Genomic DNA, 22,067 nt, shown 5'->3' with positions numbered 1-22,067 from the left:
AAACCAAATCCGGCGCAAATCAGTTAACGACTGCGCAGGCCGGTCGCGAGACCCTGAACCTGATATGACCTGGAGATATCGTGAACACCGAAGTCGCGACCCCGGACAACCTGGTCGGGCCGCTGGCCGTCATCAATGAGACTCCCCTGCGGGAGATCCGGGCCGAGCACGCCAGCCGCGTGGTCCGCCGGATCGTCGACAAGGAGTCCCTCCTCAAGCGGCTGGATGTGGCCGCTTTCCAGTCAGCACACTGATGCCCGGCCCGGCGGGCGATGAGGCCGGCGGAGCACATCCGCTGAGCCAGTTCGTTCTGAAGGTCCACGGCCGGTGCGACCTGAAGTGCGACCATTGCTACGTCTACGAACATGCCGACCAAAGCTGGATGATCAAGGCCCGGGCCATGTCGAAGGACGTCGCCCGGGCCGCTGCCCGCCGGATCGCCGACCATGCGGCCCGCTGGCGGATCCCCCACGTCCGGGTCGTCGTGCACGGCGGTGAGCCACTGCTCCTCGGCCCCGCCGGGCTCGATCAGCTGATCACCGAGATCCGCACGCCGATCGAGGCGGTCACCAGGCTCTCGCTGACCATGCAGACAAACGGTGTCCGATTCAGCCCAGCCTTCGGCGACGTCCTCAAGCGGCACGGCGTCCGGGTGGGCGTCTCGCTCGACGGCGACCGGGAAGCCAACGACAGGCATCGGAGGTTCGCCAACGGGTCGGGCAGCTTCGACAAGGTCCGTGCCGCGCTCGCGCTGCTGCGCACCCCGGCCTACCGCGAGCTGTACGCCGGCCTGCTCTGCACGATCGACATCCGCAACTCCCCGGACCGGGTCTACGAGGCGCTGCTGGCCGAGCAGCCGCCCGCCGTCGACTTCCTCCTACCGCACGCGACCTGGGACAACCCGCCGCTGCGCCCGGACGGCGACCCCACCCCGTACGCGACCTGGCTCTCCACGATCCACCGCCGCTGGCTGGCCGACGGCCGCCCGATGCGGATCCGGCTCTTCGACGGCCTGCACTCCACCGCGCGGGGCGGGCCGAGCGGCAGCGAGCAGCTCGGCGCGGACACCGTCGACATGGTCGTGATCGAGACCGGCGGGGAGTACGAGCAGGCCGACTCGGTGAAGACCGCCTACGACGGCGCTCCCGCGACCGGCCTCAGCGTCCTCACCGACAGCGTCGACGACGTCTCCCGGCTGCGGCCGATCGCGATCCGGCAGCACGGCGTCGCCGGCCTCAGTGAGATCTGCCGGTCCTGCCCGGTCGTCCAGCAGTGCGCCGGGGGCCTCTACGCGCACCGCTTCCGCAGCGGCCACGGCTTCGACAACCCCTCGGCGTACTGCGCCGACCTGCGCGTCCTGATCGACCGGACCAACGAGGAGACCCGGATGCACGAGGCGAACGCCAAACCGGAGGACACCGGCCCGGCCGACGTGATCGACCAGATCGCCTCGGGCTTCGGCGACGAGGCGACGATCACCTGGCTGACCGAGCAGGAGCGGTCGGTCACCCGTGCGCTGGTCGCCGCCACGATCGAGCAGCACGGCGAGACGGCCGGCTGGCGGGCGCTCACCGACCTGGAGAAGGGGCACGCCGGGGCGGTCCGGCACGTGCTGGCCCATCCGTACGTGCGGGCCTGGGCGGTCGGCATGCTGCGGACCGGCGACGCCGCCGGGATGCCCTACCTGGGCGGGCTCGCCGCCGCCGCGGCCGTGCACGCGAGCGTGCCGGTGGAGACCGACGTGCGCATCGACGGCGGCGTGGTCACGCTGCCCACCGTCGGCACGCTGTACTGGCCGGAGCCGATCACGGCCGCCGCCCGCATCGCCGCCGACCCCGGCAAGCTGCGGCTCACCGGCCCGGACGGCGTGGTGCTCAGCGTCGACCTGTCCCAGCCCGGGGCGGCAGCGCACTGGCAGCCGGCCCGGCACATCGCCCGGGACGGCTGGAGCGTCCGGATCGAGGACGGGGACCCGGCCCGCGACTGCCACGGCTGGACGCCGGCCGGCCGGCTCGACGACCGGGCCGTCGCGCAGTGGCGGGACTCGCTGACGGCCGCCTGGCGCCTGATCGACACGGAGCTGCCGGAGTACGCCCCAGCGCTGCGGGCCGGACTGAAAGTGATCATGCCGCTGGAGCCCGATCCGGCCGGGCGGCAGCGGGCGTCCACCGCGATGGACGCGTTCGGTTCGCTCTCCGCCGCGCCGGTCGGCCCGGCCGAGCTCGCCGTCCTGCTGGTGCACGAGTTCCAGCACGCCAAGCTCGGCGCCCTGCTCGACCTCTACGACCTGCACGACCCCGACTCGGACGCGCGGATCACCGTGGGCTGGAAGACCGAGACCCGGCCGGTCGAGGCCGCCCTGCAGGGCGTCTACGCGCACGCCGCGGTGGCCGACGTGTGGCGCCGCCGGGTGGGCGGCGATCCGCGGGCCGCCGAGTTGTACGCGATGTACCACCGCTGGACCGTCGACGCCATCGCCGCGCTGCGGGAGACCGGCGCCCTGACCCCGCTCGGCGTCGAGTTCGTCGATCGGATGGCCGCAACCGTGCGTTCGTGGCCCTCATGACCGGCCGGACCGCCGCCGGCAGGGCCGCCGCCGGCCGGACCGTGGCCGGCCGGACCGCCGCTGGCAGGACCGTGGCCGGCAGGACCGGCCCGGTCGTCACCCACGCGGCCCTGGTCGCCGATCTCATCGCGCTGGGCGCCGGAAAGGAGCCGGGCGCGAGCAACGAGCTGGGCGGCGCCTTCCTCGTCCACTGCTCGATGCGGCGGATCGGCTGGATCGACGGCGGCCCGGCGACGCTGCTCGCCGCGCTGCGCGACGTGTGCGGCCCGGCGGCGACGATCGTGGTGCCGTCGCAGACCCCGGACAACTCGCTGACCAGCCCGGTCCACCGCGATGCCACGGCCGGGATGAGCGACGCCGCCCGCGCGGCGTACGTGGCCGCCATGCCGGGCTTCGACCCGCGAACCACCCCGTCGTACGGCGTCGGCGTCTTCGCCGAACACGTCCGCTCGCACCCGGACGCGCTGCGCAGCCGGCACCCGCAGACCTCCTTCGCCGCGCTCGGGCCGGCCGCCGCGGAGATCGTCGGCGAGCACGACCTGGACTGCCACCTGGGTGAGCGGTCGCCGCTGGCGGCGCTCTACCGGCTCGGCGCCACCGTGCTGCTGCTCGGCGTCGGCGTGGACAAGTGCACGGCGCTGCACCTCGCCGAGTACCGGCTTCCGCAGCCCGCGCAGACCATGCGGTACTCCTGCTTCGTGACCGAGAACGGTCAGCGCGAGCTGCGGCAGTTCGACGCGGTGAAGCTCGACGACAGCGACTTCGGCACGGCCGGGGACGATCTGCTGCGGCACTCCTGGGCGACCACCGGACGGGTGGGTGACGCCGAGGCGCACCTGTTCCCGATGGCGCCGGCGGTGGACCGCGCACGCGATTGGTTCACCGTAAACCGCCGCTGATACCGATATTCCCGGTATATCAGGCATCGACACTCGTCGGTGACACAGTGGAATCAGAGCATTACGCTGAACTCCGGATCGTGACGTTGATCGGGGATCGGAGCAGACGTGCGCGCTGAGGGAACCATGCCCGTCCTCCGGGCACCGTGATCGGATCTCGACAGTGCCGCCGCCCGACCTGTACTTCGCGCTGATCCATGCGCGTACATCGATCCCGAACCAGTGGGTCGAAGGGTTCTACCACCGCCTCGACATCGAGGTGCAGCGTCGCGCCGACCCGCCGCACGGCCTGCGCCGCGGATCCCTCTACTTCCCCACCGCCGGCGACGCCCGCCGCGCGCTCGACAGCGGCATCCCCCGCGTACGCGTGCTCGTCCCGCTCTACAGCCGCGAGTTCCTGCACGAACCGCCGCCCGACTTCGGCGACCGGCTGTACCGCGCCGGCGACCCGGCCGAGCCGCCGTTCGTGCACCCGGTGCTCTGGGAGCCGCACCTGCCGGCCCGCCGGGTGAACGGCCTTGCCCAGGCCACCTCGCTCGGCACCTCGGTAAGGGAGTACGCCGAGTACGGGATGGTCTCGATCTGCCGGCTCAGCGCGTACACCGAGGAGCTGCGGCAGATCATCGAGGAACTCGCCGACCGCCTGGTGTCCGCCGCCGAGGACCCCGACCAGGTGCCGCACTGGCTGCGCACCCGGCCCGAGCTGCCGATGCCGTCGCGCTCCCCGGCGGCCCGGTTCCTGATCACCGTGATCCGGCCGCACGGGCACGGCGTCGACTGGTCGCCGTTCGGCACCGACGCCGGCTGGGTTACCGACCGGGCCCGGGACGCCGCCCAGCGCCTGTCGCTGCTGCCCGAGATCGTGCTCGGCCCGGCCGCGCCCGGATCGGCGAACGGCTTCCACGACTCGGCGGGTGTGCTGCTGCTCGACGCGGCGGTGCTCGACGACCCGTCCGCCCGCCTGATCGCCGAGCGGATGCTGCAGAACATGCCGTCCTGGATGACGGTGGTCATGGTGATCCGGCCGGAGGGCGACGACCGGTCGCACGAGCTGGTCGCCCAGGCCCGGGCGATGACCCGCAACGGCGTGCAGATCGCCCGGGACGCCCGGGAGTTCCAGCGGGCCATCGACGAGGCGGTCACCAAGGCCCGCCGCAACTTCCTGCGCAGCAGGCGTTCGAACCGACCGTGGGGGGACTTGTCATGAGCAAGGCGCGCAACGGACAGGTCATCACCTTCTACTCGTACAAGGGCGGCACCGGCCGGACCATGGCGCTCGCCAACGTCGCGTGGATCCTGGCGGCGAACGGTCACCGGGTCCTCGCCGTCGACTGGGACCTGGAGTCGCCGGGCCTGCACCGCTACTTCGCGCCGTTCATGGACCCGCGGTTCCTGGCCAGCACCGGCGGCGTGGTCGACATGATCAACCGGTACGAGTGGGACTCGTCCGAGCCGGACTGGGACCCGGAGCGGCTGGCCGGCTACGCCAGCGTCCAGCAGCACTCCTTCTCGCTGGAGTGGGACCACTTCCGCGACGGCGGCACCCTCGACTTCCTCTCCGCCGGTCAGCAGAACCCGGCGTACGACGGCGGGCTCAGCCAGATCAAGTGGGACGAGTTCTACGAGGAGCGCGGCGGCGGCCAGTTCTTCGACGCGATGCGCGCCGACATGAAGGACCGCTACGACTTCACCCTGATCGACAGCCGGACCGGGCACAGCGACATAGCCGGCATCTGCACCGGTCACCTGCCGGACGTGCTGGTCGACTGCTTCACCTTCAGCGACCAGGGCATCGAGGGCGCGGCCCGGATGGCCCGGCAGCTGCACAGTCCCCGCGACATCCGGGTGCTGCCGGTGCCGATGCGGGTCGACCCGGCGGAGAAGCGCAAGGCCGAGACCGGCCGGACGGTCGCGATGCGGGAGTTCGCCGATCTGCCGCGCGGCCTCGACGAGGCGCGGCGGCGGGCGTACTGGCACGGCGTCGAGGTGCCGTATCAGGCCTATTACGCGTACGAGGAAACGCTCGCGACCTTCGGCGACGCGCCGGGAGCCGGTGGCACGCTGCTCAGCGCGTACGAAGCCCTGGCCTCGCACATCACCGAGGGCCTGGTCACCGGTCTGCCGGCGATGAACCCGAGCCTGCGCCAGCAGATCGTCACCCGGTTCGAGCGCAAGCCGTTCTCCGAGGCCGACGCGGTGCTGCTCTCCGGCTCCGGCCTGGACCAGGTGTGGTTGGAATGGGTGGAGCACGTGCTGCTCGCCGCCGGGCTGCGGGTGACGCACTCGCCGGACGGGGAATCGCCGCCCAGCGCCCAGCACCTGAAGATCATCTCCAGGGCGGAGGGCACCGACTACTTCACCGGTACGCCGGACCCGAGCCTGCGGGCGATCTACACGGCCGACATCACGCCGTGGCGCAGCATCCCCACCGCGAACTCGGCCTTCATCGCCGGGCTCGGCGGTGGCGCCGCGGCCGAGGAGATCCTGAAGCTGATCGGCCGGCCGGCCGGCGACCTGGACGTGGTGTTGGCCGGAGCGCCGCGCTATCCCGGCGAGGAACCGGACCTGGTGGTCAACCTGCCGGCCCGCAACGCCCGCTTCACCGGTCGTGAAGCCGGGCTGCGCGACCTGCGCGGGCGGCTGCGTTCCGGGGCGGCGGTGGTGCTCTTCGGCACCCAGGCGGTCGCCCTGCAGGGCATGGGCGGCGTCGGCAAGACGCAGATGGCGCTGGAGTACGCGCACCGCTACCGCACCGCGTACGACGTGGTCGCGTGGCTGAAGGCGGACAGCGAGGAGAACCTGCAGAACGCCCTGCGTGAGCTCGGCGGGCGAATGCACCTGCAGTCCGAGCAGTCCGGCCGGGAGTTCGCCAGGGCGGTGGTCCAGGAGCTCGGCCGGGACAAGCGGCGCTACCTGCTGATCCTGGACAACGCCGAGGAGCCGGACGCGATCGTCGACTACCTGCCGCACGGCTCCGCGCACGTCCTGATCACCTCACGGAACATGTCCTGGGGCGACCAGACCCAGCCGGTGCAGGTCGACGTCTTCACCCGGGCCGAGAGCATCGATCACCTGATGCAGCGGGTCCGGGGCATCGAGGAGCACGACGCCGGGCTCGTCGCCGAGCAGCTCGACGACCTGCCGATCGCGATCGCCGCGGCGGCCGCGCTGCTCGACGAGTCGAACATCCCGGTCGAGCAGTACCTCGAGCAGATCCAGGCGGAGGGGCCGAGCGCCGCGCTGGTCGACACCGCCGGCCGGCCGATCGCACGGACCTGGGACCTGTCGCTGAAACGGCTGCAGGAACGGGACCGGGCGGCGTACCGGCTCTTCCAGCTCTGCAGCGTGCTGGCCCCGGAGATCTCGCTCGACCTGGTCTACAGCGACCAGATGGCGGAGTTCCTCAAGCCGCACAACCCGGCCGTCTCCGAGCGGATGCTGCGCGGCGCGCTGGTCCAGCAGATCAACCGGCTGGCGCTGCTGCGGCTCGACCAGCGGCCCATCTCGCCGGGCAGCAGCGACCGCAGTGGACAGATCCTCATCCACCAGGTGGTGCAGGACGCGGTCCGGGACCGGATGACCGACGAGGAGCGGGCCGAGGCCCGGCGGCAGGTGCACCAGGTGCTGGCCAAGGCGCGTCCCGAGGGCGAGGTGGAGGACGCGGAGCACTGGCCCCGGTTCCGGATGATCTGGCCGCACCTGGACGCGTCCGACGCGGTGAACAGCACCGACGAGGCGGTCCGCCAGCTGCTGATCGACCGGATCCGGTACTACTACGTGCAGGCCGACCTGGTCACCGGCCGCACCCGCGCCGAGCGGGTCGCCCGGATCTGGGAGAAGCAGCTCGAGGCGATCACCGACCCGGCGCAGGCGGGCGTGCTGCGCCAGCAGCTGCTGCAGCTGCGGTTCAACCTGGCCAACCTGCTGCGCGACCTCGGCGAGTTCAAGGCGTCGCTGGAGGTGGACGAGCAGGTGCTGGCCGAGCAGGAGCGGCTGCTGGGCCCGGACCACCCGCACACCCTGATGACCCGGGGCAGCTACGCGGCCGACCTGCGCGGCCTCGGGCGCTACCCGGAGGCGCTCGACATCGACGTCGACACCTACCGCGCCTGGCAGGACCAGTACGGCGACAACTTCCCGCGCACCCTGGCCGCGCAGAACAACCTCGCCGTCTCGTACCGGCTGATGGGCCAGTTCAAGCTGGCCGGCCAGCACGACGAGGAGGCCTGGCTCAAGCGCCGCGAGGTGAACGGCGAGACCAACCTGTGGACTCTCGGCACGGCGGCCTGCCTGGCCCGCGACTGGCGCGACGCCGGCGACTTCGACCGGTCCGCCGCCCTGCTCAAGCAGACCCTCGACGACCTGCTGGAGACCCGCGGCCCGGACTCGCGGTCGACGCTGACCACGAAGTCCAACTACGCCGTCTCGTTGCGCAGCATCGGCCGGATCCCGGAGGCGCTGCAACTGCACAACGAGGCGTACGACCGGCTCCTGCTGCTCTTCGGCGACGAGAACCCGGAGACGGTGAGCTGCCGGTTCAGCCGTGCGCTCACCCTGCACAGCGCCAACGAGGGCGGCAAGGCGGTGGCCGAACTGTCGGAGATCCACGCCTTCTGGAAGCGCAAACTCGGCGACCGGCACCCGTACACCCTGGTCTGCCGCAACGACCTGGCCATCGCCGAACGGCGGCTCGGCGACCTGCAGAAGGCCCGCGACTGGATCCGGCCGACGGTCCCGGAGCTGGTCGAGGTGCTGCGGCCGGATCATCCGTACACGCTCTCCGCGCAGATGAACCTGGCCATCTGCGAGGCCGAGCCGTCCGAGGGCGGCGCCGGGCCGGAGGTGGCACGCGCCATGCTGCTGGCGATCGCCGCCGACATGCGCCGGGTGTTCGGGCCGGAGCATCCCAACACCTTCCGGCACGAGGCGAACCTGGCCCTGGTCGAGGAGGTGCTCGGGCTGGAGGCCGCCGACGAGCGGCTCGCCGCGCTGCGGGAGCGGGTGGTGCTGCGGCTCGGCGACACGCATCCGATCGTGAGCGGCCTGGATCGGCGCCGGTACCTGTACCGGATCATCGACCCGCACCAGTTCTAGGAGCGGGCGCCCATGCGGAAGAGGGACACCCCGGAGAGCACCATCCCGTCCCTGATCTCCTCGGCCTGGCGGACCGCGCCGCCGGTGCTGCGCCGGTTCACGATCTGGGTGTGGGGCATCGGCGTCGTCGCGGTCGTCCTCGCGGTCATCGCGGACGTGCGGAACCAGTGGGGCAGCCTGCAGTTCGTCACCAACATCGTGGCCGAGCTGATCTGCGGGCTGTTCGCCCTGCCGCTCGCCCTGGTGATCATCACGAGGCTCGCCGACTACCAGGTGAGAGAGCTGGAGAGAGCACGGCTGGAAGCCCGGTACGGCGCCGCGCTGAAGCAGCTGACCGCCTCGGTCCGGATCACCACCGACTACGTGGAGGAGCTGGTCCAGGACGTGACCGCCTCGACGAACGCGTTCGTCGAGGCGACCCGGGTGGTGAACGGCCGGATCGCCGACCCGGACCGGGCCAGGGAGTCGGCCAAGATGCTGCAGGCCCACATGGACAGTCAGCAGTGGCTGTTCTACGAGCGGGTGGTGACGCCGCTGCGGATCGACGGCAACCACCTGCGCAGGCTGCTCAGCGAGCGGGTCCGCAACGGCGAGACGACCGCCGAGTCGGCCCGGTTCGAGCGGATCTGGAACGAGCTGGAGTCCGCGCTGCGCCACCAGCGGCAGATCATGGCCGCCGGGCACTACGAGCTGGGCCGGGGCGTGCCCAATCCGAACCGCACGACCCGGCTGCGCGACGCCGCCATCGTCCACCTGCACAGCGTCGACCACCTGCTGCAGCTCTGCGGCGAGCTGGAGGAGTTCGCCACGTCGGCGCGCCCGGATCCCTCGTGAGCGGGCTCGCCGGATGGCGTTACGCCGTCAGCCGCGCCTCGTGCAGGATCGCGGCCAGCTCGATCGGCCGGCTGAGCATCGGCCAATGCCAGGTCGGCAGTTCCTCGTAGCGCCACCCGTCGCCGGCCATGTGGCGAAACAGCGGCAGTGTCGCGGCCATCACGGGCACCTGCTCGGCGGTGAAGCTGGACAGCACGCCGAGCCGGGGCAGCTTCTCCCACGCCCCGGTCAGCCGGACCGGGGCGGTGGCCGTCGCCCATGGCTGGTCGGCCGACCGCTCGCGCAGCAGCGCGACGATCGACTCGTCCACACCGTCCACGCCGGCGGCCACGTCGGCCCACGCCGGCGGTGGCAGCCGCCATCCGTCACCGTGGTCGGCCACCGACGCCGCATTGCGCTCGTGCTCGGCCGGCGGGGTGAACTCGACCTGGGCCACTCCGTCGGGCAACGGGCCGGTGTCGACGTAGACCAGCTGGGCGACACGGTCGGTGACGCGGTCGGCGGCCGCGGTGACGACGCTACCGGCATAGCTGTGCCCGACGAGGACCACGTCGCGAAGGTCCTCGTAGCGCAGGAGGTTGACCACATCGGTGACGTGGACGTCGAGGTCGGTGTCGGGACGGGCCAGGTGAGCGCGCTCCCCGAGGCCGGTCAGGCTGATCGGGTACACCTCGTGGCCGCGCCGGCGAAGTTCAGCGGCCGTCGAATGCCAGGCCCAGGCGCCCAGCCAGAACCCGGGGACCAGTACGAATGTCGTCATGCACGGCACGCTACGGTCGATTCCGGACAGCTTCCGTCCGGATAAGGAGGAATTCTTTGGCGATGCCGACAGCGCGGGTGCCGGCCCTGCTGGAGATCCTCCAGTCGGGCGGCTCGTTCAGCGTCGCCGACCTGGCCGGCCGGCTCGGCGTCGACGAGCGCACCATCCGCCGCTACGCGACCCACCTCCTCGACCTGGGCATCCCGGTCGAGGCGCGCCGTGGCCGCTACGGCGGGTACCGGCTCGCGCCGGGATACAAGTTGCCGCCTCTCATGCTCACCGACGAGGAGGCGGTCGCCATCGTCCTCGGCCTCGCCGCCGGGCGCCGCGCGGGACTGGTCACCGCCGACCACGCGGCCACCGAGAGCGCCACCGCCAAGCTGCGCCGGGTACTGCCGGCCGCCCTTGCCCGGCGCATCGACGCCCTGCTGGCCACCATGGACGTCACCGGACCGGTCCGGCACCAAGCCCCACCCGGCATCGAGGTGCTGCTGGTGCTCGCCGAGGCGGCCCGCCACCGGCACCCGGTTTCGACGTACCGGCCGGGTTCGATCCGACCGGACACGTCCTTGCCGGCCTGGCCTCGGTGCCCTACGCCCATGATGTCTCGGTCCTGCTGCACACCAGCCTCGCCCAGGCACAGCGGCGGATCCCTCCCACGGTCGGCACACTCACCGAGGTCGCCACTGGAGTGCGGCTGACCGCCCGAGCCGAACACCTCGACGGCGCCGCCCAGATGCTGGCCGGGCTCGGCTGGCCCTTCACCGTCGAACGGCCCGCCGAACTCAGAGCCGAGGTACGCGCCCTGGCCACTCGCCTGCTCGCCCACGCCGACGCGGGCGAGTAGGCCGGGCTCATTCAGGCGGCCAGCCACGTGAGGATCCTCGGCAGCACCTCCATGGCGCCGAAGTGGGCGGCGTCGTACTGCACGTGCACCTCCGAGCGGGGGATCCGCTGGGCCAGCCAGCGGCTGTGGCTGGCCGGCGCGAAGGTGTCGTGGGCGCCGTGCCAGAACCGGACCGGCGGCACGATCGTGTCGAGGGTGAAACCCCAGTCGCGGCGGAACGCCAGGATGTCGTCGAGCCACCCGTACGGCCCGTCGCGCAGCGCCTCGGCATAGCTCTTCACCAGCAGGCGGCGGTAGAGCACGCTCTGCATGAACCGCAGGTCCGGCGCGGACATCTGGGTCCGCAGCTCCTCGATGAGGCTCTTCGGGTTGGCGGCGGTCTGCTCGGCCAGGGCCCGCAGCTCGTGCATCATCTCCACGGTGCCCTGGTCGGCGGCGACGTGCTTGCTGGCGTTCTGGTCGGCCATGCCTTCGTACCAGTTCAGGTCGGCGGCGTCGGACGGCGCGAGGCCGACCAGGACGGCGGCCCGCTCGACGCGGTGCGGCAGCACGGCGGCGCAGGCCAGCGCGTGCGGCCCACCACCGGAACGGCCCACCACGGCGAACCGTTTGATGTCCATCCCGTTGGCGATCGCCCGGACGTCGGCGGCCGCGTCGACGACCCGCCTGTTGGGCAGCCGGCTGGATCCGCCGTAGCCCGGGCGGTCGTAGCTGATCAGCCGGATGCCCTGGCGGTAGAGCAGGCTGCTGCGCGGCCGGGGGCCGGAACCCGAGCCGGGCGTGCCGTGCAGCAGGAAGACGGGGGTCCCGTCCGCCGCGCCGGACACCTGCACTGCGAGAACCCGGTCGCCGACGCTCACCTCAAACCGAGTCACCACGGCAATCCTCAATCCCCGAAGCGCCGGCGGGGGCCGCGCGCTCCATCGATGGTAGTCGCCGTAAGGCCGCCCGGCGCGGGAATGAACCCCCGTGAGCAGTCAGGTCCGCAGCAGGGCGGCGTGCGCGGCCGGGGACCGCTCCGGCAGGGCCAGCCAGGCCGCGGCGGCCGCCGGATCGCGGCTGATCAGCGCGGAGACACCCCGGGCGTCGAGGACGGCGAGCAGCCCGTCGCGGACCGGGGTGGCGTGGGTGAGCAGGCTGCCGGCCAGCACGACCGGACCGGCCTGGCCGAGCTTGCCCAGGGTCGCGATCAGACGGTCGACCGCCTCGCCGGTGATCGCCGTGGCGTGCGGGTCGCCGGCCCGGGCCCGGTCGCAGACCAGCGGAGCCAGGGCGGCGATCTCGGCGTGGTGCAGCTCCTGCGCCCAGCCGATCAGCCGATCAGGGCTCGTGACGCCGACGGCGTCGGCGACGGCCGCGGCGAACGATGAGGACCAGGCGCGGACGGCGGCTCGCAGGGCGCTGAGGCCCAGCCAGTGGCCCGATCCCTCGTCACCCAGGAGCCAGCCCAGCCCGTCGGTCACCCGTACAATCTGATGATCTTGAATTTCGGCCGCGACCGCGCCCGTCCCGGCGATGAGCACCGCGCCGTCCGGCGCCGAGGTGCCGGCCGCGAAGGCGGTGACCGCGTCGCCCACCACCCGCCAGGGGCAGCGCAGGCCCGCCGCGGCCCAGGCCTCGTCGAGCGCCGACGCGAAGGCGTCGTCACAGGCCGAGGAGCCGGCCAAGCCGAGAACGCCACCGATGACCGATCTGGGATTCGCGGCCTGTAACGCCTGCCGCACCGCGGCGCCCACCGAGGAGACCGCCGCCGGGCCTGCCGACAACGGATTGCCGGGACCGGCCCTGCCGCGACCGACCACCACGCCGTCCGCCGTCGCCACGACCGCGTGCGAGGCGGTGCCACCTGCGTCGACACCCACCACCAGCTCCATGGTGGAGATCGAAACACAGAAATTCATTCTTGACTAGACGTGAAGACGGTCGTAATTTTCATCGGCAACAGCAATCGATGAAAATGAGGTCCACACGGTGACAGGTGAGAGCGGCGGGCTGCTGGGACGGCTGCGCATCGAGGGTCCGGGGATGCCGGAGGCGCTGAGCCGGATCGCCGAGACGATCCTCGCCGACCCGGAGACCGCGGCCCACGCCAGCATCGTGGACCTCGCCGAGCGGTCCGGGACGTCGACGGCGACGGTCACCCGGTTCAGCCGCACGCTGGGTTTCAAGGGCTACGCGAGCCTGCGCGTCGCCGTCGCCACCGAGACCGGCCGGGCCGAGCAGGCCCGCTGGGAGACCGACATCAGCGGCGACATCTCCCCCGCCGATCCGCTCGATCAGGTGCTCGGTGTGGTCGCGGCGGCGGACACCCGGGCCATTCAGAGCACAGCGGCGTCCATCGACATCTCCTCCGTCGAGCGTGTCGCCGACACCATCGCCTCCGCGCACCGCGTCGAGCTCTTCGGGCTGGGCAGCAGCGGCACCGCGGCCCGCGAGATGGCGTTCCGCCTGGAGCGCATCCGGGTGCCGGTCTGGCACCGGCAGGACAGCCACACCGCGCTGACGAACGCGGCGCTGCTGCTCCCCGGCGACGTGGCGATCGGCCTGTCGCACTCCGGCCGCACCCGCGAAGTGATCGAGACCCTGGCCGAGGCCGCCGACCACGGCGCGCTCACCGTCGCGGTGACCAGCTTCAACCGCTCGCCGCTCGCCGAGGTCGCCGACGTGGTCTTCACGACCAGTGTGCTGGAGACGACGTTCCGGCTGGCCGCGCTCTCCGCCCTGCACTCGCAGCTGCTGGTCCTCGACCTGATCTACGTGGCGGTCGCGCAGCGCACCTACGAGCGGACGGCCGAGGCGCTGGAGCTGACGGTCCGGGCCGTGGACGCCCATCGGCTACCCGAGAAGATGCCGAGCCGCAAACGAAGGGGATCATGAACTATCTATCCAAGATCGAGGAAGTGATCGACCGCGTCGGTCGTGGCCAGGACGTTCTGAAAAGCCGCGCGGCCGATCTCCTGTCCTCGTCCATCGCGAACGGCGGCGTCATCCAGGCCTTCGGCTGCGGTCACTCCGAGGCGCTCGCCATGGAGATCGCCGGCCGGGCCGGCGGTCTCGTCCCGACCAACCGGATCGCGCTGCGCGACATCGTCCTCTACGGCGGCGAGCCCCTCGACACGCTCGCCGACCCCTTTGTCGAACGCGACACCCGGATCGCCCACCGGCTCTACGAGCTGGCGCCGGTCAAACCCGACGACGCGTTCGTCATCGCCTCCAACTCCGGCATCAACGGCGCCGTCGTCGAGATGGCGCTGCTGGTGAAGGAACGCGGCCACCCGCTCATCGCGATCACGTCGGCGGCGCACTCGTCCGGCGTGGAGTCGCGGCACCCGAGCGGCCGCAAACTCGGTGACATCGCGGACGTGACGCTCGACAACGGCGCCCCTTACGGCGACGCGACCCTGCCGCTGCCGGGCGGCGGCGCGGTCGGGGCCGTCTCGTCGATCACCGCGGCGCTGCTGGCCTGGCAGATCGTCACCGAAGTGGTCGAACGTTTGCTCGCGGCGGGGATCGTCCCGCCCGTCTACCTGTCTGACAACGTGCCCGGCGGCAAGGAACACAACGCGGAACTCGAGGCGCGGTACGCCGGGCGCATCCGGCGCACCGCATAGAGACGGAGAGCCCAGCGATGAACCCTTCTACCTCTCGAAGAACCCTACTCGCGACGGCGGCGCTCAGCGTGCCGGTCCTGTCCGGATGTGTCACCTCCTCCTCCGATGACGCCGCGCCGGCCTCCGAGGCCGGTGCCAAGAGCGCCGAGAACCCGCTCGGGGTCAAGGCCGACGCACCTCTCGAGGTCGTGGTCTTCAAGGGCGGATACGGCGATGACTACGCGATCGCCGCAGAGGCGACTTATCAGCAGAAATATCCATCCGCGAAGATCGACCACAAGGGGTTGCAGAAGGTCGGCGAGGCCATGCAGCCGCGCTTCGTCGCCGGCAATCCCCCGGACGTCGTCGACAACACCGGCGCCGGACGCCTCGACATCGCCACGCTCGTCTCGGCATCGCAGGTCAGCGACCTGTCGGAACTGCTCGCCGCGCCCGCTTTCGATCAGCCCGGCAAGACGGTCCGGGAGACCCTGCTGCCCGGGGTCGTCGAGGACGGCACGTTCGGCGGCAGCACCGTCGCGCTGAACTTCACCTACACGGTGTGGGGCGTCTGGTACTCCAAGGCCCTCTTCGCGGAACGCGGCTGGGCCTATCCGGACTCGTGGCCGGCGATGCTCGCCCTCTGCGACGAGATCAAGAAATCCGGCATCGCGCCGTGGACCTACCAGGGCAAATACCCGGAGTACATCAACGATCCCCTGCTCACGATGGCCGCCAAGATCGGCGGACTGGATCTCGTGAAGGCCGTCGACAACCTGCAGCCGGGCGCCTGGAACCAGCCGGGCCTCGTCGAGGCCGCCACCGCGTTCGCCGAGCTCGCCGGCAAGGGATATCTGATGTCCGGCTCGGAGGCGCTGTCGCACACCGAGGCACAGGCGGCCTGGTGCCAGCGCAAGGCCGCGTTCATCCCCTGCGGCTCGTGGCTGGAGGCCGAGCAGAAATCGGTCACGCCGCCCGGTTTCGACATGGTGATGGGCGTGGTCCCGGCGGCCGGGGCGCTCCCGGTCACGGCGGTGCAGGCCGCCAGCAGCGAATCGTTCATCGTCCCGTCGAAGGCGGTGAACACCGCGGGCGGCAAGGAATACCTGCGCATCCTGTTCTCGCTGGCGTCGGCCCGCGATTTCGCCCAGGCCGGCAGCACCCTTCCGGCGGTCGCCGGCGCCACCGACGGACTCACGCTCTCCAGCGGATTGGGATCGGTGCGCGATGCCGTCCAGGCCGCCGGTGGCGACGCTTTCAACTACCGATTCCGTACGTGGTACGCCCCGCTCGCGAAAGCCATCGACGACGCGACGGGCGAGCTGGTGAATCGGCGGATCAGCGTCGCCGACTGGTCGGCGAGAATCCAGAAGGCGTCGGATTCGCTGGCGAGGGACTCGACCGTCGTCAAATACACCCGCTGATGCGGCACGGCCGGTGGCGGTTCCTCGCCGGAGCGCTGGTCCCGGCTCTGGTCCTGCACGTCGTGTTCGTGGTGTCGCCATACGCCCAGGCGTTCTATCTGTCGCTGACCGACTGGACCGGGGTGGCCGGCGAGGCGCATTACGTCGGTGCGGACAATTTCTCCCGCCTCGGCAGCGACACGCTCTTCCTCGACGCGGTCCGGAACAACGCGGTGATGCTGCTGGTGGTGCCGGCGGCCACGATCGCGCTCGCGTTGCTGCTGGCGTCGCTGGTGGCGGGACCGTCGAAAAGGTGGGGCGGTTCCGCGTACCAGATCGTCTATTTCTTTCCTCAAATGCTCTCCCTGGTGATCATCGCGGTGTTGTGGGGCTTCGTCTACAACCCGAACACCGGGCTGCTGAACGCGGGATTGCGGGCGATCGGACTCGGTGCGGCGGCACGCAGCTGGCTCGCCGAACCGTCACTGGCGCTGGCGGCCGTCATGGCGGTGATCGTGTGGTCCTCGGTCGGTTTCTACGTGGTGCTGTTCCGGGCGGCCATCGACGGGATTCCTCAGGAGCTCTTCGAGGCGGCGAGAATCGACGGCGCCGGCGGCTGGAGCGTCTTCCGCGGTATCACGCTGCCCCTGCTGAAAGAAAACGTGCAGGTCGCCTTCGTCTATCTCGGCATCATCGCGCTCGACGGGTTCGTGCTGGTCCAGGTCATGACGGTGGGACCGGGCGGCCCGGACGGCGCGACCGAGGTGGTCGGGCTGACGCTCTATCGGACCGCTTTCACCTACGGCAAGTTCGGTTACGCCACGGCGATGGGGGTGGCGCTGTTCTTCGCGGCGCTCACCTTCTCGATTCTGGCGCTGCGCTGGGGACGTTCGCATGAAGAGGCTTGATTTCTTCCCGCAGCTCGCCATGTTCAGCTGGGCGGTGGTCACCGCACTGCCGCTGATCTGGGCGGTGACGAGTTCACTGAAGACCGACGACGAGATCCTCAACGATCCCTGGTCACCGCCCTCGTCGCTGCATTTCGAGAACTGGGCCCGGGCCTGGACCGGCGCGAACATCGGCCGGTACTTCTTCAACAGCCTCATCGTGGTCGGCGGGGCGCTGCTGCTCACCATGCTGCTCGGCTCGCTCGTCGCCTATGCGCTCGCCCGCTATCCGTTCCGCGGCAACCGGATCGTCTATTACACGTTCGTCGCGGCGATGTTCTTCCCGGTGTTCCTGGCCCTCGTACCGCTCTTCTTCGTGGTGCAGCAACTCGGGCTGCTCGGCACCTATCCGGGACTGATCCTGGTCTACACCGCCTACGCCGTGCCGTTCACCGTCTTCTTCCTGCACGCCTTCTTCCGCACCCTTCCCGCCGAGGTGGCCGAGGCCGCAGTCCTCGACGGCTGCTCGCACGGCGCGGTGTTCTTCCGCGTCATGCTCCCGCTCGCCCGGCCCGGATTGGTCGCGGTCGGCATCTTCAATTTCCTCGGGCTCTGGAACCAATATCTGCTCCCCCTGGTTCTCAATCCCGACCCGGACCGGTACGTCCTGGCGCAGGGTCTGGCCGCCCTGTCGGTCAGTCAGGGCTACCGCAGCGACTGGAGTGGCCTGTTCGCCGGCATGACCATCGCGATGCTGCCGGTGCTCGTCGCCTATGTCGCGTTCCAAAGGCACATCCGAGCCGGAATGACCGCCGGCGCGGTCCGCTGAAGTTATTGGAGTCCCCATGCGATTGCTCGCAGGCTTCACCGCGTCCGTTCTATCCGCTTTCGCGCTGGTCGCCGTCAATGCCGGCAGTGCTGCCGCCGCCGACTGTGGCTACCTGTTCGACGACTTCCACTACTCCTCCTCGTCCGACCCGGCGCTGACCGCCAACGGGTGGACCCCTCGCAGTTATCAAGGTGGCCCCGGCGTGCCGGGCGCGAACTGGTCGCCGTCGGCCATCACATTTCCCGAAATTTCCGGACAAAAGGTTATGCAACTGACCGCATCCACCGACGGCACGGCGGCCGGCACCAAGCACGCCGAGCTCTACTCCACGCAGAAGCGCTACCTCGAAGGCACCTACGCGAGCCGGGTCCGGTTCACCGACGCGCCGGTCACCGGCAACGACGGCGACCACATCAACCAGACGTTCTTCACGATCAGCCCGCTCAACGGGGATCTCGATCCGACCTACTCGGAACTGGACATCTCGGAGTACCTGCCGAACGGCGGCTGGGGCGAGACCGGTCCGATCAACTACCAGACGACCTGGTACACGTATCGCAACGACCCCTGGTACGCCGACAATCTGCACTCCTCGCAGCGGTCGAGCGTCGACGGCTGGCACGATCTGGTGGCGCAGGTGGCGAACGGTCACGTCGTCTACTGGATCGACGGGGTGCAGGTGGGCGACCACGGCGGCAAGTACTTCCCGCGCCAGACCATGACGATCAACTGGAACCTGTGGTTCATCGACCTGGCCACGCACACGGGTGGGTTGGCCACCTATGTGGAGCAGGTGGACTGGGTGCTGTTCGCCAAGAACCAGGTCCTGTCGCCCGGCCAGGTGACGGCGCAGGCGGGTTCGTACCGATCGTCCTCGACGGTGTTCGCGGACACGGTGGCGTCGTCGGGGCCGTGCGTCAACCCGACGCCGTCGTCCCCTTCCCCGTCGTCCCCTTCCCCGTCGTCCCCTTCCCCGTCGGTCTCCTCGCCTTCACCCAGCCAGCCGCCCGCCGACTGCTCCAGCGCGGCGGCCTGGCAGTTCGCCACCGCCTATCAGGGCGGCAGCGTGGTCAAACACGAGAAGAGCCGGTACGGCGACCCGTCCGGCCCGCCGTCCGGGCAGGGCGCCCACCTCTGGAAGGCGCGGTGGTGGACGCAGGGCTCGGAGCCGGGCTGGACCGAGCAGTGGCAGGATCTCGGCCCCTGTTAGACCCGGTCCGGTGACCGCGGTGCGCCTCGCTCTATCGCACTTCGTCGAGGCGCATCGTGGTCCCGGCCGCCGGCGGGTTGATCATCGCTTCGGTGTATTCCGAGCTGCCGTACTTCGCCCGGAACGCCGCGTCGATCGCCTCCTCCAGCGCCGGATCGGCGACCGGGGTGAAGCGGACCGCGCGCTCGGTGCCGCCGGCCACGATCGCCCCTGTCCCGTAGCGTCTGGCCCGCTTGTACCAGACCCCCGCGTCGCCCTTCCACGAGCGGACATAGAGATCGGCGCCGACGGTCACCACCCAGATCGGCACGCGTACCGGATCGCGCCCCGGTGCCGGAACGACCACCTGGACCTCATGGCTGGCTGCGACAGTGTCATCCCATGTCATGGCCGTATTCTCCCCCTCGTGTCGATGCATGAGATCGAAGACCTGGTGCACGGCTCGATCGTCGTCCTGGACAAGCACTTCCCGGCCGATGACGACCGGCTGCCGGGCTGGTTCGCCAGGCTCTACGAATTCCAGTCCGCCTTCGACTGCTCGGACACCCGGGGGCGGGTGCGGGACATCCTGATCCGTCGCGGTCACGGGCAACCGGCGCGCCCGGTCCGGTTGATCGACGTGGTGGCCGCCGTCGCGGAGGCGGCCGAGGCGGACGGCGACATCGAGCTAATCGCGCTGTGGCACGGTCTCGGCTACGACGTCCTGGAACTCGTCGACCCGATGGATTCGCCGGGCGCGGCACGACTGCGGGAGATCGTGGCCCGGACCGATGCCGTGAGCGTGGAGCTTCCGTACGGGTATCGGCCTTCCGACCAGGACCTCGACACGATGGACGACGAGCTGGAGACGTGGTGGTATCGAGTTCGTGACTGAATTCGCCGTGGTGAGCGCCGGTTCGTCGCGGCAGGACGTCCCGGACGCGTTCAAGATCTCCCTGGCCGGCGCCCCGGTCGGGCGGGATTCGTCAAACGCGGCGTCAAACGGTGGGGCGTTCTGATGGACGCAGGGCCCGGGAGCGTCCCGGGCCGGCTGCAGAGGAGCGAGGACCCCATGCCGTTGTTCATGGACATCCACCACGTCGAGGGCGGAGTGACCGCCGCCGACGTCGCCGGCGCGCACGAGAAGGATCTGGCCACCCAGGGCGAGTTCGGGGTGAACTACTTGAAGTACTGGGTGGACGAAGACGCCGGCAAGATCTTCTGCCTGGTCGACGCCCCCGACGCCGAGGCGGCGACCGCCGTTCACGCCAAGGCTCACGGCCTGGTCGCCGACGAGATCTACCCGATCAGCGCCGAGGGCTGACGAGGCGATGGCGCTCAGCGTGCACCTGCTCGGCCCGCCGCGTGTGCAGCGGGAGGGCGAGCCCTACCAGGTGCGCAGCCGCAAGAGCTGGGCGCTGCTGACCTGCCTGCTGCTCGGTGACCGGCCGCAGACCCGCGCCCGGCTCGCCGCCCTGCTCTACCCCGATGCGCAGGACCCGCTGCGGGCGCTGAGGTGGGGGCTCACCGAGATCCGCCGCAGCCTCGGCGTCCCGGTCGACGGCGATCCGGTGGTGCTGCACCTGCCGGAGGGCACGGTCGTCGACGTCCACGTGCTGACCCACGGCACGTGGTCGTCGGCAGCCGCGCTCCCCGGCCTCGGCGTCGATCTCCTCCATGGCATCGACATGACGGATGCGGCCGACCTCGAGTCCTGGCTGCTTCAGGGCGTCGATGTGAAGGGAGCGCCCGCCTTCGATTCCTGGCTGCTCGCCGAGCGCCGCCGGGTCGCCGCCGCGGCCGAGGCGATCCTGCACGAGGCAGCGCTGGGCCGCCTCGCCGAGGGCGACCTCGCCGCCGCCCGTGCCCTGGCCTCACGAGCGGTCGCCGCCAACCCGCTCGACGAGAACCATCAGGCTCTGCTGATCCGCCTCTGCCGTCTCTCCGGGGACGACGAGGCAGCCCGGCGCCGGTTCGACGCGGTGACCGCCTTGTTCCAGGCCGAGCTGGGGGTGCGCCCCGGCATCGCGATCGACCAGGCGATGCGCGAGTCCCGCCGCGAGTCCGGGCCGCCGGCCGACGAGGCGTCGGTCGAGGCGATCGCCGAGTCCGGAGCGGCGGCGGTGGCGGCGGGCGCTGTCGAGGCGGGTGTCCGTTCCCTGCGAGCAGCGGTCCGGCTGTCCGACACCAGTGCGCAGCGGCTGCGGATCACCACGCGCCTGCGTCTGGCCGAGGCGCTGATCCATTCGCTGCGAGGCATGGACGAGGAAGGGCTCGCGACCCTCCACGAGGCCGACCGGCTGGCGCTGTCCGCCCACGACCGGGCCGCGTCCGCGCAGGCCCGGGCCGAGCTGGGCTATGTCGACTTCCTCCGCGGCCGCTACCACCGCGCCGACCACTGGCTGTCCGGCGCCCTCACCGCCGCCGACGGCAACGCCGCGATCACGGCGCGGGTCACCACCTATCTCGGGGCGGTCCACAGCGACCAGGCACACTACGAACGGGCCCACACCCTGCTGGAGCACGCGGTCCAGCTGGCCCGTTCAGCCGGCGAGCCCCGCCTGGCGGCGTATGCCTCCTCGATGCTCGGCCGCCTGTTCCTGCTGCTGGGCGACCTGGACCGGGCCGGCACGATCCTGCGCGAGTCCGAGGAGGCGGCCCAATCCGATCACTGGCTGGCCTTCCTCCCCTGGCCGCAGGCCCTGCTCGGCGAGGTGCACCTGGCCGCCGGCGATCCCGGAGCGGCCGGCCGGGTGCTGCGGCAGGCGTTCGCCCGCGCGTGCCAGATCGGGGATCCGTGCTGGGAGGGCATGGCGGCCCGTTCGCTGGCGCTGGTGGCCGAGGCCGAGGGCCGGACAGGCCGAGCCTTCGAGCTCCTCGCCGAAGCCCGCACTCGTTCCAACCGGCTGGCCGACCCCTACGTCTGGCTCGACGCCCACATCCTCGACGCCCAGTGCGAACTCGGCCGTCGCCACCACCACCCCGAGACCCTGGCCTGGGTCACCCGGCTCCGCCACCTCTCCACCCGCTCCGGCATGAGAGAGATGACCGCCCGGGCGATGCGGCACAGCGCCGCCCTGGGCAACCCCGCCGACGAGGAGGTGGCGACCCTGCTGGCCGGCGACATCGGCAGTCCCGCCCTCAGCGCCCTGATCAGCACCTGAGCGCC

At 71.0% G+C, this 22,067-nt stretch carries 22 protein-coding genes; 18 read left to right on the top strand and 4 right to left on the bottom strand.

Translation table 11 applies throughout. The features are described from left to right. Window positions 1-80: 80 nt before the first annotated feature. The 6 genes from fxsA (at window position 81) to EP757_RS21850 (ending at window position 9,393) form a co-directional block, all read left to right on the top strand. Window positions 81-254, top strand: a complete 174-nt coding sequence (gene fxsA / locus EP757_RS21875) for an FxSxx-COOH cyclophane-containing RiPP peptide (protein WP_160165834.1) — start codon at window positions 81-83, stop codon at window positions 252-254. Next, a complete protein-coding gene (locus EP757_RS21870) occupies window positions 254-2,566 on the top strand; it encodes an FxsB family cyclophane-forming radical SAM/SPASM peptide maturase (RefSeq protein WP_127548830.1) in 2,313 nt (770 codons plus the stop codon). Before fxsA ends, EP757_RS21870 begins: the two co-directional genes overlap by 1 nt. Continuing rightward, window positions 2,563-3,465, top strand: coding sequence for an AAC(3) family N-acetyltransferase (locus tag EP757_RS21865; RefSeq protein ID WP_127554373.1), 903 nt, complete (start codon window positions 2,563-2,565; stop codon window positions 3,463-3,465). Before EP757_RS21870 ends, EP757_RS21865 begins: the two co-directional genes overlap by 4 nt. A gap of 163 nt (window positions 3,466-3,628) precedes the next feature. Next, the gene (locus tag EP757_RS21860; RefSeq protein WP_127548829.1) at window positions 3,629-4,672 is read left to right on the top strand and encodes a hypothetical protein; all 1,044 of its coding nucleotides are present in this window, start codon (window positions 3,629-3,631) and stop codon (window positions 4,670-4,672) included. Next, window positions 4,669-8,559, top strand: coding sequence for an FxSxx-COOH system tetratricopeptide repeat protein (gene fxsT, locus EP757_RS21855; RefSeq protein WP_127548827.1), 3,891 nt, complete (start codon window positions 4,669-4,671; stop codon window positions 8,557-8,559). The genes EP757_RS21860 and fxsT overlap by 4 nt, the downstream gene beginning before the upstream one ends. Before the next feature lie 12 nt (window positions 8,560-8,571). Further along, window positions 8,572-9,393 (top strand): hypothetical protein, encoded by an 822-nt coding sequence (locus EP757_RS21850; protein WP_127548825.1) that lies wholly within the window; start codon window positions 8,572-8,574, stop codon window positions 9,391-9,393. Window positions 9,394-9,412: 19 nt separating this feature from the next. Here the strand turns inward: EP757_RS21850 and EP757_RS21845 are convergent, their stop codons facing one another. Then, window positions 9,413-10,153 (bottom strand): alpha/beta fold hydrolase, encoded by a 741-nt coding sequence (locus EP757_RS21845; protein WP_127548823.1) that lies wholly within the window; start codon window positions 10,151-10,153, stop codon window positions 9,413-9,415. A 62-nt stretch (window positions 10,154-10,215) separates the two neighbouring features. Here EP757_RS21845 and EP757_RS21840 point away from each other — a divergent pair, with 62 nt between their 5' ends. Next, window positions 10,216-10,854, top strand: a complete 639-nt coding sequence (locus tag EP757_RS21840; RefSeq protein WP_370457866.1) for a helix-turn-helix transcriptional regulator — start codon at window positions 10,216-10,218, stop codon at window positions 10,852-10,854. Beyond that, complete coding sequence (locus tag EP757_RS44820) at window positions 10,740-11,000, top strand: WYL domain-containing protein (protein WP_370457676.1); 261 nt, start codon at window positions 10,740-10,742, stop codon at window positions 10,998-11,000. The genes EP757_RS21840 and EP757_RS44820 overlap by 115 nt, the downstream gene beginning before the upstream one ends. Before the next feature lie 11 nt (window positions 11,001-11,011). Here EP757_RS44820 and EP757_RS21835 read toward each other — a convergent pair whose 3' ends face one another. Both EP757_RS21835 and EP757_RS21830 read right to left on the bottom strand, forming a co-directional pair. Further along, entirely contained in the window at window positions 11,012-11,875 is an 864-nt protein-coding gene (locus tag EP757_RS21835) for an alpha/beta fold hydrolase (RefSeq protein WP_232049929.1), read from the bottom strand. 102 nt (window positions 11,876-11,977) lie between these two features. Continuing rightward, a complete protein-coding gene (locus EP757_RS21830) occupies window positions 11,978-12,874 on the bottom strand; it encodes an N-acetylglucosamine kinase (RefSeq protein WP_127548819.1) in 897 nt (298 codons plus the stop codon). A 97-nt stretch (window positions 12,875-12,971) separates the two neighbouring features. Between EP757_RS21830 and EP757_RS21825 the strand changes: the two genes are divergently transcribed. The 6 genes from EP757_RS21825 to EP757_RS21800 are packed head-to-tail and all read left to right on the top strand — an operon-like array spanning window position 12,972 to window position 18,919. Then, window positions 12,972-13,877, top strand: a complete 906-nt coding sequence (locus EP757_RS21825) for a MurR/RpiR family transcriptional regulator (RefSeq protein ID WP_127548817.1) — start codon at window positions 12,972-12,974, stop codon at window positions 13,875-13,877. Continuing rightward, the gene (locus EP757_RS21820) at window positions 13,874-14,611 is read left to right on the top strand and encodes a sugar isomerase domain-containing protein (RefSeq protein ID WP_127548815.1); all 738 of its coding nucleotides are present in this window, start codon (window positions 13,874-13,876) and stop codon (window positions 14,609-14,611) included. The genes EP757_RS21825 and EP757_RS21820 overlap by 4 nt, the downstream gene beginning before the upstream one ends. Window positions 14,612-14,628: 17 nt before the next feature. Beyond that, complete coding sequence (gene ngcE, locus EP757_RS21815) at window positions 14,629-16,014, top strand: N-acetylglucosamine/diacetylchitobiose ABC transporter substrate-binding protein (protein WP_127548813.1); 1,386 nt, start codon at window positions 14,629-14,631, stop codon at window positions 16,012-16,014. After that, window positions 16,014-16,901: a carbohydrate ABC transporter permease gene (locus tag EP757_RS21810; RefSeq protein WP_127548811.1), complete on the top strand. Its 888-nt coding sequence runs from the start codon at window positions 16,014-16,016 to the stop codon at window positions 16,899-16,901. Before ngcE ends, EP757_RS21810 begins: the two co-directional genes overlap by 1 nt. Further along, a complete protein-coding gene (locus EP757_RS21805; RefSeq protein ID WP_127548809.1) occupies window positions 16,888-17,709 on the top strand; it encodes a carbohydrate ABC transporter permease in 822 nt (273 codons plus the stop codon). Before EP757_RS21810 ends, EP757_RS21805 begins: the two co-directional genes overlap by 14 nt. A gap of 16 nt (window positions 17,710-17,725) precedes the next feature. Continuing rightward, the gene (locus EP757_RS21800; RefSeq protein WP_127548807.1) at window positions 17,726-18,919 is read left to right on the top strand and encodes a glycosyl hydrolase; all 1,194 of its coding nucleotides are present in this window, start codon (window positions 17,726-17,728) and stop codon (window positions 18,917-18,919) included. A gap of 31 nt (window positions 18,920-18,950) precedes the next feature. Here the strand turns inward: EP757_RS21800 and EP757_RS21795 are convergent, their stop codons facing one another. Next, complete coding sequence (locus EP757_RS21795; RefSeq protein ID WP_160165833.1) at window positions 18,951-19,307, bottom strand: DUF2255 family protein; 357 nt, start codon at window positions 19,305-19,307, stop codon at window positions 18,951-18,953. A gap of 18 nt (window positions 19,308-19,325) precedes the next feature. On the opposite strand from EP757_RS21795, the gene EP757_RS21790 reads away from it, so the two are divergent. From EP757_RS21790 to EP757_RS21780, 4 genes are read left to right on the top strand one after another with little or no spacing between them, the layout of a single operon-like run. Then, window positions 19,326-19,793 carry a hypothetical protein gene (locus tag EP757_RS21790; RefSeq protein ID WP_197725339.1) on the top strand — a complete coding sequence of 156 codons (468 nt, stop codon included), beginning with the start codon at window positions 19,326-19,328 and terminating at the stop codon, window positions 19,791-19,793. Continuing rightward, a complete protein-coding gene (locus EP757_RS44470) occupies window positions 19,786-19,917 on the top strand; it encodes a hypothetical protein (RefSeq protein ID WP_255435003.1) in 132 nt (43 codons plus the stop codon). Before EP757_RS21790 ends, EP757_RS44470 begins: the two co-directional genes overlap by 8 nt. Before the next feature lie 53 nt (window positions 19,918-19,970). Beyond that, window positions 19,971-20,222, top strand: coding sequence for a DUF4242 domain-containing protein (locus tag EP757_RS21785; protein ID WP_127548803.1), 252 nt, complete (start codon window positions 19,971-19,973; stop codon window positions 20,220-20,222). A 7-nt stretch (window positions 20,223-20,229) separates the two neighbouring features. Beyond that, a complete protein-coding gene (locus EP757_RS21780) occupies window positions 20,230-22,062 on the top strand; it encodes a BTAD domain-containing putative transcriptional regulator (protein WP_127548801.1) in 1,833 nt (610 codons plus the stop codon). Window positions 22,063-22,067 lie beyond the last annotated feature (5 nt).

The sequence above is a fragment of the Actinoplanes sp. OR16 genome, assembly GCF_004001265.1.
Classification (GTDB): domain Bacteria; phylum Actinomycetota; class Actinomycetes; order Mycobacteriales; family Micromonosporaceae; genus Actinoplanes.
This window is presented reverse-complemented; position numbering and strand designations above follow the sequence as displayed.

Coding starts and splice junctions, on each gene's coding strand:
- EP757_RS21870 (WP_127548830.1), top strand. CDS start 254: ATGCCCGGCCCGGCGGGCGATGAGGCCGGCGGAGCACATCCGCTGAGC.
- EP757_RS21865 (WP_127554373.1), top strand. CDS start 2,563: ATGACCGGCCGGACCGCCGCCGGCAGGGCCGCCGCCGGCCGGACCGTG.
- fxsT (WP_127548827.1), top strand. CDS start 4,669: ATGAGCAAGGCGCGCAACGGACAGGTCATCACCTTCTACTCGTACAAG.
- EP757_RS21850 (WP_127548825.1), top strand. CDS start 8,572: ATGCGGAAGAGGGACACCCCGGAGAGCACCATCCCGTCCCTGATCTCC.
- EP757_RS21845 (WP_127548823.1), bottom strand. CDS start 10,153: ATGACGACATTCGTACTGGTCCCCGGGTTCTGGCTGGGCGCCTGGGCC.
- EP757_RS21840 (WP_370457866.1), top strand. CDS start 10,216: ATGCCGACAGCGCGGGTGCCGGCCCTGCTGGAGATCCTCCAGTCGGGC.
- EP757_RS21830 (WP_127548819.1), bottom strand. CDS start 12,874: ATGGAGCTGGTGGTGGGTGTCGACGCAGGTGGCACCGCCTCGCACGCG.
- EP757_RS21820 (WP_127548815.1), top strand. CDS start 13,874: ATGAACTATCTATCCAAGATCGAGGAAGTGATCGACCGCGTCGGTCGT.
- ngcE (WP_127548813.1), top strand. CDS start 14,629: ATGAACCCTTCTACCTCTCGAAGAACCCTACTCGCGACGGCGGCGCTC.
- EP757_RS21810 (WP_127548811.1), top strand. CDS start 16,014: ATGCGGCACGGCCGGTGGCGGTTCCTCGCCGGAGCGCTGGTCCCGGCT.
- EP757_RS21805 (WP_127548809.1), top strand. CDS start 16,888: ATGAAGAGGCTTGATTTCTTCCCGCAGCTCGCCATGTTCAGCTGGGCG.
- EP757_RS21800 (WP_127548807.1), top strand. CDS start 17,726: ATGCGATTGCTCGCAGGCTTCACCGCGTCCGTTCTATCCGCTTTCGCG.
- EP757_RS21795 (WP_160165833.1), bottom strand. CDS start 19,307: ATGACATGGGATGACACTGTCGCAGCCAGCCATGAGGTCCAGGTGGTC.
- EP757_RS21785 (WP_127548803.1), top strand. CDS start 19,971: ATGCCGTTGTTCATGGACATCCACCACGTCGAGGGCGGAGTGACCGCC.
- EP757_RS21780 (WP_127548801.1), top strand. CDS start 20,230: ATGGCGCTCAGCGTGCACCTGCTCGGCCCGCCGCGTGTGCAGCGGGAG.